Origin of the sequence: Pedobacter sp. BG31 (genome assembly GCF_042464845.1) — a bacterium.
Taxonomy (GTDB): Bacteria; Bacteroidota; Bacteroidia; order Sphingobacteriales; family Sphingobacteriaceae; genus Pedobacter; species Pedobacter suwonensis.
The window spans coordinates 79539-93128 of record NZ_JBHNZK010000018.1 but is presented as its reverse complement, the minus strand read 5'-3'; the positions used below and the strand labels follow the sequence as shown (position 1 = coordinate 93128).

Sequence of the window (13590 nt, the reverse complement as noted above, 5' to 3'; positions counted from 1 at the left end):
TATGGAATTTAAATATATCGCTATACTGGCTGGGCTGTGTTTACTGGCTTTTTTACTTTATAAAGAGACACACAGGTTTAATAAAGCAAGATTGATCTGGCGGATTTTGGCTAATATTATTGCGGTAAGCTGTCTTGTGCTTTTAATTGTACCCATCAGGTACAAAACGAGCAGGCCACAAAATACAGACGAAGTTATTTTAATCACCCAGGGCATTCATCCGGATTCGACTACCAACCTAAAGGGGAAGAAATACGCACTTTCCTCCGCGAACCTGAAAAACACAAATGTTATAACCATTCCAGATCTTCCTTATTTCCTAAAATCAAATCCAAATATCCGGAAACTGAAACTTTATGGCTATGGGTTAAACAAAGCCGAATTAGTGCAACTAAACGGGTACCGGGTCAGCTTCCATCCTGCTGCAAATCCCACCGGAATCATCGCTGCCAACTGGCCTGGCAAATTAAAAACAACCGAAGTATGGCAGGTTCAGGGTACTTACCAGAACTCAGGAACGGAGCCGGTTAAACTTTTGCTCAAAGGCTTAGGCAAAACCGTAGATTCAATCGAAATCGGTGCAAAATCGAATAAAACCTTTTCCTTTAAAACTACGCCAAAACACACAGGAAAAGCTGTTTATGAACTGGTTAGTTTGCAGAAAACCGATACACTGGCAAAAGAACCGGTTCCGATGCAAGTTGTTGATGAAATACCAATGAAAGTATTGATCATGGCCTCTTTTCCAGATTTTGAGTATAAATTTCTAAAAAACTGGCTCTATCAAAATCAATATCCTGTAGCTTTCAGAAGTCAGATCAGTAAAAACAAATATGCCTTCGATTTTCTCAATCTTGATAGTTTAAACCTGACAAGGATCAATAGCCCATCCTTAAAAAAATTCGACATCCTGATTATTGATGAAGAAGAATTAGCTGCTATCAGTCCTGATGAAAGATCATCAATAGCGCTTGCGGTTAAAAACGGACTGGGTTTATTGATCAGAGTGGCTAATTTAAAAGCTTCAACAACACTTGGCAGCAGGTTTAGCAGATTTGAATCACCCGCCCTGAAAGGGAAACTGCTCAATTTAAAACTTACTGAAGATAATTCTAAACTTACTGCCTTACCAATTGAACAAGGATTATTTTTAAAGCCTGAATATAAAGATCAGCCTCTTATTGTAGATGCCAGTGGAAAAACACTGGTCAACAGTAATATCGACGGTTATGGCAAAGTACTGGCTTCTACACTTTCGTCTACCTTCCACTGGTTACTTTCGGGGAAAAAAAATGATTATGCCGCCTATTGGTCAGCACTTTTAGCCAGCGCGGCAAGAAAAAGAAATAATACGCTAACCGTCGACATTTTTCCTCAATTCCCTGCAATTAATCAAAAGATGAAGATTATCGCAGATCTGGCAGCATCCGGCCAGGTACCAACATTAAAAATCGATAGCATTTTACTCAGTCCACGGCAAAACATGGTGCTTCCTTTCCAGTGGGATGCTTTTTACTGGCCTCAAAAACCAGGCTGGATTTATCTGGAAGTAAATCAAAATGTTGAGCCCATATACATTTATAAAAAAACCGATTGGCAAGCGCTCAAAAACCAGCAAAAGCTGGATGAAACACATCAGTTTATAAAAAACCTGAACACGACAGGAACTAAAAGCAAAGTAGCAGACGTCGTTTTAGAAGAAGAGGTTTCGATTTGGTGGTTTTTTATCAGTTTTTTACTGGCTGCTGCCTTTTTATGGTACGAAGCCAGGATTTTGGCTGGTTAAGAATTTGTTTAGCTGCCAAACGCTGTGAAGGATCTGCCCTATCTGTGGTTAAGAACACTTTCCCTATAAAATCTCCCCCCATTCTGCTTTTGAAACTAAAATGTTATAATCAAATTTCCATTTTTAGCCACACAATTGGCTATATTGAAATCGTAAACTAACTAAACTCGACCAATTGAAAAGAAAAGACTTCCTCTATTTATCCGGAATGGGTATGGGTGCCCTGCTTCTGTCCGACCTTTCTGCTTTCGGAACTCCGATAGACCCTTTACAGGCCTTAGACGGAGTAGATGTAAAAATTAAAAAAGAACTGGCAGATGTTGCACTAAATGCAGCAAAATCAAAGGGTGCAAGTTATGCTGATATCCGCATCGGGCGTTATCTTAACCAATTTGTGGCCACTCGTGAAAAACGGGTTCAGGGTGTAGCCAATACTGAATCGTATGGCGTGGGCATCCGTGTGTTGGTTAATGGTTGCTGGGGTTTTGCCGCTACAAACAATGTAACTAAAGATGCCATTGCCAAAGCAGCTGAACAAGCAGTTGCGGTTGCAAAAGCCAATGCCAAAATACAGGGTGAACCGGTTCAACTGGCGCCCCAAAAAGGTTATGGAGAGGTAAGCTGGAAAACCCCCATTGAAATTAATGCCTTTGAAGTGCCGGTAAAAGAAAAGGTAGACCTGCTTTTAAATGTTAACGATGTGGCCATGCAAAACGGCGCCAATTTTGTAAATTCCGTCATTTTCGCGGTTAATGAGCAAAAATATTTCGCTTCTACCGATGGTTCTTACATCGATCAGGACGTGCACCGCATTTATCCCACTTTTAACGTCACCAAAGTCGACCGCGAATCGGGTAAATTTAAAACCCGTAACGCATTAAGTGCTCCTTCTGGCAAGGGTTACGAATACATGCACGCGCGACCTGAAGATAAAGTTACCGGTATTGTTACGCGCTATAAAGGCCGTTACGATATGCTCGAAGATGTAAAGGAAGCAGCCCGTGTAGCTACAGAAAAAGTAAAAGCAAAATCCGTTGAACCAGGCAAATACGACCTGGTTTTAGATCCTTCGCACCTATGGTTAACCATTCATGAATCGGTTGGACATCCGACAGAATTAGACCGCGTTTTAGGTTATGAAGCCAATTATGCCGGAACGAGTTTTCTGACCTTGGATAAATGGGAATCGAAAAAATTCAAATTTGGCAGCGATAAAGTAAACATTGTGGCCGATAAAACGCAGGTTGGATCGTTAGGTGCTGTAGGATATGATGATGAAGGTGTAAAATGCAAAAAATGGGATCTGATCAAAGACGGCATTTTGGTCAGTTACCAGGCCATCCGCGATCAGGCACATATTATTGGTTTAACCGAATCGAACGGCTGCTGTTACTCACAAGGCTGGGATGATGTTCAGTTTCAGCGTATGCCAAATGTTTCACTACAGCCGGGCAAAGAAAAACTAAGTGTGGATGAGATGATCAAAAATGTTGAAAAAGGCATCTACATCATCGGCGATGGAAGTTTCTCTATTGATCAGCAACGTTATAATTTTCAGTTTGGCGGACAGATTTTCTACGAAATTAAGCAAGGCAAAATTGTAGGTATGCTTAATGATGTAGCCTATCAGGCCAATACACAAGAATTCTGGAATTCTTGTAATGCCATTTGTGATGAAAGTGATTACCGTTTGGGTGGCTCGTTTAACGATGGAAAAGGCCAGCCCTCTCAAAGCAGTGCTGTTTCGCATGGCAGCGCCACCACCAGGTTTAATGGAGTTAATGTTATCAATACAGCAAGAAAAATATAATTATGGCCATATTAAGTAAAGAAGAAGCCCAGGCGATATTAAAAAAAGTAATCGGTTATTCGAAAGCCGATTTTTGTGAGGTAAGTTTAACCGGCGCTGATGGAGGTAACATCCGTTATGCCCGTAATGCCGTTTCTACCGCAGGCCAGATCAGTACCATGAGCTTAGGCGTAAGTTCCACTTTTGGAAAGAAAACCGGTTCTGCAACTATCAATGAATTCGATGATGCCTCTTTGCAAAAAGTAGTAAAAAGAGCAGAAGAGCTGGCCATGCTGGCGCCAGAGAATCCCGAATTTATGCCACCCCTAGGTCCACAAACCTTTGCAGAATCGAATACCTATAATGATAAAACAGCTGCTATTACCCCAGATACCCGGGCTGAAATGGTGGGTAAAAGTTTGAGCGTATCTAAAGCTGCGAACCTGGATGCTGCTGGTTTCCTTGAAAATGCTACCCGTTTTAATGCCATTATGAACTCGAAAGGTTTGTTTGCTTATAATAAGGGAACAAATGTTTCCTTTTCTGTTACGGTAAGAAACAAACAGGGAACAGGTTCTGGTTATGTAGAGCAGGATTTTAATGATCTGGATAAAATGGATACCCTTGCACTCAGTAAAATTGCGGCAAGCAAAGCCAATGGCTCGGCAGGCGCAAAAGCCATTGAGCCAGGCAAGTATACTGTAATTTTAGAGCCACTTGCTGCCAGCGATATTATTGGCAATATGTTTAGGGGCTTTGATGCCCGCAGTGCTGATGAAGGCCGTAGTTTTATGAGCAAAAAAGGCGGCGGTACACGTTTAGGCGAACAATTATTCTCCGAAAATGTGAATATCTATTCTGACCCGATGAATGCTGAAATTCCATCTGCTACATTTACCGGAGAAGGTTTGCCGGTAACCAGAACGCAATGGGTAGAAAAAGGAGTGGTGAAAAACCTGTCTTATTCGAGATACTGGGCCGCGCAAAAAAATGTCAAACCACTTCCTTTTAGCCGCAGCATGATCATTGAAGGAGGCAATCAATCATTGGAAGATTTAATCAAGAGCACGGAAAAAGGAATATTGGTAACACGCTTCTGGTATATCCGATCAGTAGACCCGCAAACCTTATTATTGACCGGCTTAACCCGTGATGGTACTTTTTACATTGAAAATGGCGAGATCAAATTCCCGATCAAGAATTTCAGGTTCAACGAAAGTCCTGTTATTATGCTGAACAATGTAGAAGCTTTGGGCAAGCCGGTGAGAACCGGAAGCGGATTGATCCCACCCATGAAAATCAGGGATTTTACGTTCACTTCATTATCAGACGCGGTTTAAGTAGTGTCGTCCTCGACTGAAGTGCAACGGAATGGAGAGATCTATAACAGTAAATCTCTTTAAATAGATTTCTCCATTTCGCTACCGATGAAAAATCGGCAGCTACAGTCGAAATGACGATATTTTTTAAGAATAATACCAATTTAACAACCACCATTCCCTCAGAAGGTCACCCTGAGCGGAGTCGAAGGGCATAAGTTAAATCATCTCGACTGAAGTGCAACGGAACGGAGAGATATATAACAGTAAATCTCTTTAAATAGATTTCTCCATTTCGCTACCGATGAAAAATCGGCAGCTACAGTCGAAACGATATTTTTTAAGAATAATACCTATTTAACTACCACCATTCCCTCAGAAGGTCACCCTAAGCGGAGTCGAAGGGCATAAGTTAAATCGTCATCTCGACTGAAGTGCAAAGGAACGGAGAGATCTAATCGTTGAATCAACTTAATAGATTTCTCCATTCCACAACCGATGAAAAATTGGCAGCTGCAGTCGAGATTACACCCTTTTTTTATTAATAAATAATCCAAAAATTGAGAAGAAGAGATTTCCTGTACATGACGGGTGTTGGCCTTACCGCCGGTATGATGCCAAATATCCCGACCTTCGGCAAAATGATTTCTGTTGAAGAATCTTTAACGCCTGTTGATGTTGCTTTAAAGAAAAAAATGGCCGATGTTGCGCTCAATGCAGCCAAAAGCAAAGGTGCCACTTATGCTGACGTTCGTATAGGGAGGTATTTGAACCAGGTTGTGGCCACCAGGGAAACCCGGGTAGAGAACATTTCCAATTCTGAATCCTATGGGTTAGGTGTTCGCGTGATTGCAAACGGAAGCTGGGGTTTTGCCGCAACAAACAACATGGACGACAGCAGCATTGCCAAGGCTGCTGAAGCGGCCGTGGCAATAGCTAAAGGAAATGCCAGATTAATGGAAGAACCTGTAAGACTAGCCGCGCAAAAGGGTTTTGGCGAGGTAAGCTGGAGAACACCTATTGAAATCAATGCCTTTGAAGTACCCATTGCCGACAAAGTTGATCTCCTCTTAAATGTAAATAGCGAGGCCATGAAAGGTGGCGCTAAATATATCAGCTCCAATCTCTTCATGGTCAATGAACAAAAATATTTTGCCTCTACTGACGGATCCTACATCGATCAGGATATCCACAGGATATGGCCAACCTTTACCCTGACCAAAACAGATTCTGCCAGCGGCAAGTTCGAAACCAGAAATGCTTTAAGCGCACCAATGGGTATGGGTTTCGAGTACCTGAAGCCCAAAGATGAAGAAAAGATAAAAGGCGGGCCGGTTACCATGTACAAAAAACGGTACGATATGCTAGAAGATGTGCGCGAAGCTGCAGTACATGTTAACGAGAAATTAAAAGCGAAACCCATAGCACCAGGTAAATACGACCTGGTTTTAGATCCGTCACACCTCTTTCTAACCATACATGAATCTGTCGGCCATCCCACAGAACTCGATCGCGTTTTAGGTTATGAAGCCAATTATGCCGGAACCAGTTTCCTGACATTGGATAAGTGGGAATCAAAAAAATTCAACTTCGGCAGTAAAGAAGTGAATATCATCGGCGACAAACTGGAACCAGGGTCGTTAGGTGCAGTAGGCTATGATGATGAGGGCGTAAAATGTGGTAAATGGGACATCATTAAAGATGGAATTTTGGTAAATTATCAAACCATCCGCGATCAGGCGCATATTTTAGGACTAAAAGAATCGCAAGGTTGCTGTTATGCCGACAGTTGGGACAGCATCCAGTTTCAGCGAATGCCCAACGTATCATTGGCGCCTGGAAATACGGCATTAAGTGCAGCCGACATGGTTAAAAATGTAGAAAAAGGTATTTATATGTTTGGCCGGAACTCTTACTCTATCGACCAGCAGCGTTATAATTTTCAGTTTAGCGCACAGCTGGCTTATGAGATTAAAGAAGGCAAAATTGTTGGCATGTTAAAAGACGCGGCCTATCAGGCCAATACACAGGAATTCTGGAATTCATGCGTACAGCGCTGCGACAAAAACGATTATCGCCTGGGTGGGACATTTTCGGATGGTAAAGGTCAGCCAGGGCAGGTAAGCGCCGTTTCGCATGGTAGCGCAACCACACGTTTTAATGGCGTTAATGTAATTAATACCGGCAGGAAGCTGGGGTAGATTTATCGCTGACAGATATAGACTGACTTTAAACGATCTTTCGCTGCACTCAGGATTGAAAATTGAGAAATAGCATTAGAATCTGCGATTGAATAGCTATGCTTTTCATACGCATCCTTTACACGAAACCCCCCTGCTGTTATTCTGAACGCAGTGAAGAATCCTTCTATAGGGTAGTAAATTACATTAGAAAGATCCTTCTTTGCGCTACCATTGACGTTATTTTGTAATCACCTGTTAATGAGCAGAATGCGACGTCATGCACTTCCGTATAGCTAGGCCATAGCACCGTATCACCGTTCTCCTTAAAACCGGCCTAATAAATTTTTCGGACTGCACTGTTCTAGCCATAGCACTGGCTTTGAAAGAAAAATTTTCAGCCGGCATTTTTTGTTACTTTTTGATGCCAAAAAGTAAGAGCCCTTCGGCGGCGGTGAGCCGAGGCAAGAATTGTGCGAAGGAAAAAACGTCAATCATATTGATTTTTATATCATAAATTATCCCTCAGGATAACAATTTAAAACAGGATACGCAATGGTATAAAAATACTCCTTTTGTTATTTCGGTTCCTTTCTATTATCAATCGCAGTATCAAAAGTCTTATTAAACTCACCCTTTACCCATTGTACTTTACCGAAATCCTTTATCTCTGGTGCAATGATGTAATTTCCGGTCTCGCTATCCAGGATCACAACCATGTTAGTGGCATTTACTTCCGTACGGTACCTTCCGCCCGTTTGATCCTGACTATTTTTAAAACTGATGGCGGTAAACATAATGCCAGCGCCAAAAAATCCCAATAAAAGGGATTTTGAATCCAATGTAATTTTCATATTCTAAAGATTTATTTGTGTGTGAAATCAAATTAATGATTTTAATTCACGCATTTTAATTCTATCAGAAATATTGCATCACTTTTTACTACATGTTAAACAGAATATAAGTTAAAGCTGCTGAAGCCATAACAATAATCAATAGTTTTATCAAAAATTTTTGAATGGGATTTTGGTTGTCCCCTACATGTTCAGAAATGATATCTTTGATCTCCGTATCCCTGCTTCGCTGCATCACATTGCCGGTAACCTCAGAGCGGATCAACTTTTCCACATAATCTTTACTTTCTGCCAACCCCGAACCTGTGGCATCCTTATAATGCTTAATGGCGTTTAGTTTATTGCCCTGATTTAAAATAGCCAATAGCTCAGCGTCCAGATTGCCGAGATTGGTTATTTGTTGCTGTACTCCGCCTTCTAAGGCATCTACATAATCTTTAGCTTCTTTTAAACCGCATTTACTCTGATCTTTAATTATTTTGACAGCTGCCACTTTCTGATCCCTTGCGAGGAATAATAAGGCTTGTTGTTTTGTTTCGGGACTAACATTAATCATCACTTTTAATTTAGCAAAATGTATTCCGAAAAACGAGATTTCTACCGTGCTTTTGTCACTCCGCTACGCTGTTTAAATATCAGCAGCCAACAGATCTTACTTTCATTCTGAACGAAGAATAATGTTTCATAATAATCCGTCTGTTTTAAAAGTGGTATCCAAGGAAAGAAAAAGATAGGTTTCGACTTGGTCTAAAGAATATGTGTGTACACAAAACCAATCCTGATTAAATTATTTTCTGATAAAATCTTCCACCACAGCAGCGCTTGCCACAATAACCACAATATTTTTGTCTGCCTGCAAAACCTGGTCGATATATTTGCATACCTAATCAAATTTCTTTTATACCACGCGACGCCAGATCCGGGCCAAAAAACCAGCTTCAGCACTTATTCTATTAGTACATGAAATATAAAACTCCTTATTCAAACGGTATTCGCCTGTTAAAATCAACGTTTTGCAATGACAGCGTAAACAATGCCAAGTAGAAGGGCGAGTAAATTGTACGATACCGGAACGAGGATGCTTCTTAAAATCAAAGCGATTTTACGATAGTTAAAGGCCGAAAAAAACTGATAATAAAACCAAATGCTATAGAAAAGACCTAAAAAGCTTAATACGCCGAAGTATAGAAATAACAGCACCTGGGTATTGTGATAGAATATGGTCAGGACCGAAACAAGCAGACCTATAATCATTTCTACAATTACACGGTACGAGTTTAAAACCAGGTGTTCTGAGAAGTTAAGCTTCGCTTTTCGAAACCAGATTAAACTGAAGCACGAATAAACAGGAATTGTGATAATGAGTACTAGTTTGGGATAATGAGAAATAAATTTCTCGAGATCGTTCATCATTGCTTTGCCACTCTTAGGCATCAGATCGGACATATTGCCATGTGCATAGGGCGCTATGAGACCTGATACCGTCAGAATGAGCAGGATGAGCGTAATAAAACTAAAATAAGGAACCCTTTTGCCCTGAATGTATTCGCGGACACTGTGACCCGGCCGGGTGAACAGGCTTTTAAGGGTAAATAAAATGCCTTTGTCTACATGCCAAACCCCGTGAATAAAGTCATGTTCAATAAAGTGTTTGATGGAATAACGATGTGTAGTAGACTTTTGCCCACAGTTTGCACAGTAATTCTGCATCACCGGAGCGCCACAATTCAGGCAATCTGTTGACATGGCTGGCTATGATTTGGCGTTTCTGTTTTTAAGTTCAGTATTAATCTGCGACAAGCTGATAAAAGCTGGCAATAATGTTAGCGAACTGCAAAACGGAACGATCATCAGTACTTTGGGCATGTTAGATGAAAAGGCCAGATAGATGATAATTGCAGTAGCAACGAGCAATACTAGGCCAAGCCCAAGCAGTGCACCCTGCAAACTTTTTTTCTTTTTATACAATTCTTCTACAGGTATTGCCGAAATGGAAGTTTCCTTTTTCATATCGTTTGCTCAGATTAATGTAGTTTGGGTCTTGCAGAGCGCTTCATCATTCTTTTACCAATCGCCCCGACTAGACAAATATACAACATATCACCAATTGGTGATAAAAATATTTAAAATGATTATGTAATTTTCCCGTTGGTTATTTATATGATATGGAAGAGGAAACAGAAGCCAAACCGATTAGGAACAAAGAAAAAAGCAAACAGAAATTTTTATATGCGGTAGAAAAAATACTGCATACCAAAGGTTTTTCAGGCCTAAAGGTCAATGATATTGCACGTACTGCAGGTTTGGACAAAAAATTAATCTATAATTATTTTGGTGGGAAGGACGGTCTGATTGATGAATACATCCGATCACAGGATTTTTGGAGCAATGTAAAAGATGAATCGGGTGGAGCTGTGATAAAAGATGGAGGAAAAAAATTTTCTAAAGACATGCTTCTCTCTCAATTCGATTACGTTTTCAAGAATAAAAATATCCAGAAAATTCTGCTTTGGGGATTATTAGACAACCGTAGATCCTTGAAAAAACTGGCGAACGATCGCGAAGAAAACGGAGCGCGCTTATTTGAAGGCATTACTGATCCTCATTTCGAGAAAAATGCCAAAAGATACCGGGCCATTATTGCATTGCTGATTTCGGGAATTTACTACCTTGACATTTACGCCACCACGAACGACTGTACATTTTGTGGATTGGACCTTAAAAGTGCAGATGGACGATCGGAAATTGAAAATGCCATCTCGTTTTTGATCGATAAAACTTATGAGTAAGAAAATGGAAGAAAGGTTAGATACTTCCTTTCCATTTTCTTCTTGAAGGCATAACTTGTTATCAACCTTATAACAGGCTATAATAGCATCATTAAATTTACGACGTTATTAATTTGCTTAGCAACCACCTTTGCGGGGTAAGCGTTTAAAAATTACCTTATTATCCCGTTCTACATATTCAGCAGATACTATTGGATATGAATACTTAGGTGCGTATGACATATTACGGCTTCTGACCATGATCTTATCGTTAATTTTTATGCTATGCAATTGTGCAAGTTGAGACTTTTCTGCCTCAAAATTTACAATGTAATCGGCACCATTGATGCGGGCCATTACACCGAACCCTAATCTTGATCCCGGCGGAAGCGTTAATGCCGTTACCACGGCTTCCATATCTGTAAATTCACTTATATCTTTTCTTATCTTAGCAGCACTGGCATGTACATTTTTTCCTGTAGGTGAGGATTCCCATTTTTTAAATTTAATACCATCAGGGCTAACCTCCCATTTTTTCTTCTCTGCATCTCTTTGAGCAGCAGAAATGGGTTTTGAGCTGAGCCTTTTACTTTCATTTTTAATTTCACGATTAGCAAATACTAATCCGCTTACCACCACCAGCGGCAAAATCAGCGCATACATCATTTTGTTCCTCTTTTTTGCAGGTTTGATCATCATCGATCTATCTGCTGATAAATCAGATTTGTTTAAGGCTTTTTGTTTATTTTCCATATCTTTTTAAAAATTAATGAAACAAACTTACTTTGATATTTATCCGTCGGAAGAAGCAGGATTGTAAATAAAAATGTAAACTTTGTAAATAAAACATTGACATTATGCAACTTAGTCAAAACCTCTTCACGGGTAAAGGCATGTACCTCTTTGGTGCATTATTGCTTTTATCTTTCATCATGATTTTTGCAGCTTTCAGTATTTCGGATAATGATGATTTTCATCTTTCAAGAAGAGAGGTCTTATTTCGTCGCATCGGAGATGAACTACTTTTACAATCGGGCGATAGTATATCCAGGGTGCTTCCGATAAAAAAGGTTGCGGAAAATGAATATCAAATTCAGTTTGAGCATGAATTTAGTTTCAACCCCATCACCCTGGTGAATACGACTAAACGTTTGCTAGCAAATGATCCAATGACAGATGACTACGTGGTTAAAGTACTGAATATTAACGATTCAAGCACTGTTTATGGCTACGCAATAGCCCACAACAAGAAAGATGAAATTATAGCCTGCATAGGAAGAAAACAACCAAAAGCACAATATATGATCAACATTCAACTGAAACCTACAGGCATAATCACCAAAAAGAATGGGTATCTGCTCGGCAGCCTGCCATTTTTAGCTTTTGTTGGCTTTATTTTCATCAGATCGGTTAAGCCCAGAAAGACTTCCCCCAATGATGATGAACATAACGACCTGATGACTTTAAGTTCAGTTCTGTTTGATGCTAAAAACCGTAAGCTCACCCTAAATGAAGACACAATAGCGTTAACTGGTACGGAAACAAGATTACTGCTCATCTTTGCCCAGTCTCCTAACGAAACCATAGAGAGAAGCCGGCTGCAAAAAGAAATATGGGAAGATGACGGGATTATTGTTGGCCGTAGCCTGGATATGTTTATATCAAAACTGAGAAAAAAACTGGCACCTGAGCCAAACATCAATATTACTGTGGTCCGCGCTAAGGGATATAAGCTTGAAATTAAGGGTTAAACAGAAAACGGTGATAAGAAAGCGATATCATATTATAAAAAAACAGGACTAGATTTGATATACAAAACTAGTCCTGCTATTTAATTACTGGAATTTCTTTTCAAATTAATACCTGACGTTATTCGTCAAAACTGATCAATGCCTTGATCAGCGATTCATTTGCCTGGAGCAAATGATTAAACTTTTCTTTTACTTCCGTAAATGGTACATTATGGGTGATAAAATCCATCGGTTTAACCAGCCCTTGTCTAATGCAATCAATCACATAGGCAAAATCATGCGGCAAGGCATTTCTACTGCTCATCAGTACCGCTTCACGCTTATGAAACTCAGGATGTATAACCTCAATCGTACCTTTCTGAAGGCCTATCATGATAAATTTACCGGTATGTGCCAAAAATTTGAACGCATTATTAATGGCATTTAAGTTTCCGGTACAATCAATTACCACTTTCGCCATTTCTCCATCGGTAATTTTTGATAGCTGCTCTACAGCATCGGTTTTTAATGGATTTATGGTGTATGTGATACCGAAACGCTCGCTGCAAAAAGATAACCTGTTATCATTTACATCAATAACGATAACCTCAGCTCCACTTATTTTGGCAAAGGCAATAGTCCCCAAACCGATAGGTCCGGCGCCGAGTATCACCACGGTGTCGCCTTTGTTCAACTGTGCCAGGCCAACGCCATGCGCTCCAATGGCCAATGGCTCTATCAGCGCAAGTTCATCTACAGTTAATCCTTCCCCACTAACAATTGCAGTTGCAGGAACCGTGATATACTCTTGCATCGCGCCATCTATATGAACCCCGAAAACTTTAATATTTACACAACAATTGGTTCTGCCGCTCCGGCATGCAATACACTTTCCACAATAAAAATATGGACTAATGGTAACCAGATCTCCGGTTTTAAAACTTGACCCTGCCCCAGCCTCTACTACCTCAGCAGCAATTTCGTGGCCGAGGATTCTTGGATATTCGAAAAATGGCTGTGTACCTTCAAATGCGTGGTAATCGGTGCCACAAATTCCCAGTCTCCTCATTTTGAGCAATACCATCCCGTCTTCAACTGATGGCATTTCTTTATTGATATAGGTAAATTCTCCTGGTGTATTACAAACTAATGCTTTCATCCTTA

The 13590-nt window shown here is 40.3% G+C and carries 12 protein-coding genes; 6 read left to right on the top strand and 6 right to left on the bottom strand.

Annotated elements, in window-relative coordinates; all coding sequences use genetic code 11:
- Position 1: 1 nt before the first annotated feature.
- The 4 genes from ACFE6N_RS19215 (at position 2) to ACFE6N_RS19200 (ending at position 7095) form a co-directional block, all read left to right on the top strand.
- Positions 2–1786, top strand: coding sequence for a hypothetical protein (locus tag ACFE6N_RS19215; protein WP_378939127.1), 1785 nt, complete (start codon positions 2–4; stop codon positions 1784–1786).
- A gap of 175 nt (positions 1787–1961) precedes the next feature.
- On the top strand, positions 1962–3596 hold the full coding sequence (locus tag ACFE6N_RS19210; protein ID WP_378939125.1) for a TldD/PmbA family protein: 1635 nt from the start codon (positions 1962–1964) through the stop codon (positions 3594–3596).
- A 2-nt stretch (positions 3597–3598) separates the two neighbouring features.
- Entirely contained in the window at positions 3599–4915 is a 1317-nt protein-coding gene (locus ACFE6N_RS19205; RefSeq protein ID WP_378939123.1) for a TldD/PmbA family protein, read from the top strand.
- A 539-nt stretch (positions 4916–5454) separates the two neighbouring features.
- Positions 5455–7095 carry a TldD/PmbA family protein gene (locus ACFE6N_RS19200; RefSeq protein WP_378939121.1) on the top strand — a complete coding sequence of 547 codons (1641 nt, stop codon included), beginning with the start codon at positions 5455–5457 and terminating at the stop codon, positions 7093–7095.
- A gap of 557 nt (positions 7096–7652) precedes the next feature.
- Here ACFE6N_RS19200 and ACFE6N_RS19195 read toward each other — a convergent pair.
- The 4 genes from ACFE6N_RS19195 to ACFE6N_RS19180 form a co-directional block, all read right to left on the bottom strand.
- Positions 7653–7928: a hypothetical protein gene (locus ACFE6N_RS19195; protein ID WP_145855789.1), complete on the bottom strand. Its 276-nt coding sequence runs from the start codon at positions 7926–7928 to the stop codon at positions 7653–7655.
- An 88-nt stretch (positions 7929–8016) separates the two neighbouring features.
- Positions 8017–8484 carry a hypothetical protein gene (locus ACFE6N_RS19190; protein ID WP_378939119.1) on the bottom strand — a complete coding sequence of 156 codons (468 nt, stop codon included), beginning with the start codon at positions 8482–8484 and terminating at the stop codon, positions 8017–8019.
- Between the two features lie 449 nt (positions 8485–8933).
- Entirely contained in the window at positions 8934–9674 is a 741-nt protein-coding gene (locus ACFE6N_RS19185; RefSeq protein WP_378939117.1) for a DUF3667 domain-containing protein, read from the bottom strand.
- Positions 9675–9680: 6 nt separating this feature from the next.
- Positions 9681–9938: a hypothetical protein gene (locus tag ACFE6N_RS19180; protein WP_145855793.1), complete on the bottom strand. Its 258-nt coding sequence runs from the start codon at positions 9936–9938 to the stop codon at positions 9681–9683.
- 155 nt (positions 9939–10093) lie between these two features.
- Between ACFE6N_RS19180 and ACFE6N_RS19175 the strand changes: the two genes are divergently transcribed.
- A complete protein-coding gene (locus tag ACFE6N_RS19175) occupies positions 10094–10717 on the top strand; it encodes a TetR/AcrR family transcriptional regulator (protein ID WP_378939115.1) in 624 nt (207 codons plus the stop codon).
- Between the two features lie 117 nt (positions 10718–10834).
- On the opposite strand, the gene ACFE6N_RS19170 is transcribed toward ACFE6N_RS19175, so the two are convergent.
- Positions 10835–11449 carry a hypothetical protein gene (locus ACFE6N_RS19170; protein ID WP_378939113.1) on the bottom strand — a complete coding sequence of 205 codons (615 nt, stop codon included), beginning with the start codon at positions 11447–11449 and terminating at the stop codon, positions 10835–10837.
- Between the two features lie 104 nt (positions 11450–11553).
- Between ACFE6N_RS19170 and ACFE6N_RS19165 the strand changes: the two genes are divergently transcribed.
- A complete protein-coding gene (locus tag ACFE6N_RS19165; protein ID WP_378939111.1) occupies positions 11554–12447 on the top strand; it encodes a winged helix-turn-helix domain-containing protein in 894 nt (297 codons plus the stop codon).
- A gap of 118 nt (positions 12448–12565) precedes the next feature.
- Here the strand turns inward: ACFE6N_RS19165 and ACFE6N_RS19160 are convergent, their stop codons facing one another.
- Entirely contained in the window at positions 12566–13585 is a 1020-nt protein-coding gene (locus ACFE6N_RS19160) for a zinc-binding alcohol dehydrogenase family protein (protein WP_378939109.1), read from the bottom strand.
- Positions 13586–13590 lie beyond the last annotated feature (5 nt).

What these genes read in the sequence shown, in the direction of transcription:
- ACFE6N_RS19215 (WP_378939127.1), top strand. Translation starts at nt 2, where the DNA reads ATGGAATTTAAATATATCGCTATACTGGCTGGGCTGTGTTTACTGGCT.
- ACFE6N_RS19205 (WP_378939123.1), top strand. Translation starts at nt 3,599, where the DNA reads ATGGCCATATTAAGTAAAGAAGAAGCCCAGGCGATATTAAAAAAAGTA.
- ACFE6N_RS19195 (WP_145855789.1), bottom strand. Translation starts at nt 7,928, where the DNA reads ATGAAAATTACATTGGATTCAAAATCCCTTTTATTGGGATTTTTTGGC.
- ACFE6N_RS19190 (WP_378939119.1), bottom strand. Translation starts at nt 8,484, where the DNA reads ATGATTAATGTTAGTCCCGAAACAAAACAACAAGCCTTATTATTCCTC.
- ACFE6N_RS19185 (WP_378939117.1), bottom strand. Translation starts at nt 9,674, where the DNA reads ATGTCAACAGATTGCCTGAATTGTGGCGCTCCGGTGATGCAGAATTAC.
- ACFE6N_RS19180 (WP_145855793.1), bottom strand. Translation starts at nt 9,938, where the DNA reads ATGAAAAAGGAAACTTCCATTTCGGCAATACCTGTAGAAGAATTGTAT.
- ACFE6N_RS19175 (WP_378939115.1), top strand. Translation starts at nt 10,094, where the DNA reads ATGGAAGAGGAAACAGAAGCCAAACCGATTAGGAACAAAGAAAAAAGC.
- ACFE6N_RS19170 (WP_378939113.1), bottom strand. Translation starts at nt 11,449, where the DNA reads ATGGAAAATAAACAAAAAGCCTTAAACAAATCTGATTTATCAGCAGAT.
- ACFE6N_RS19165 (WP_378939111.1), top strand. Translation starts at nt 11,554, where the DNA reads ATGCAACTTAGTCAAAACCTCTTCACGGGTAAAGGCATGTACCTCTTT.
- ACFE6N_RS19160 (WP_378939109.1), bottom strand. Translation starts at nt 13,585, where the DNA reads ATGAAAGCATTAGTTTGTAATACACCAGGAGAATTTACCTATATCAAT.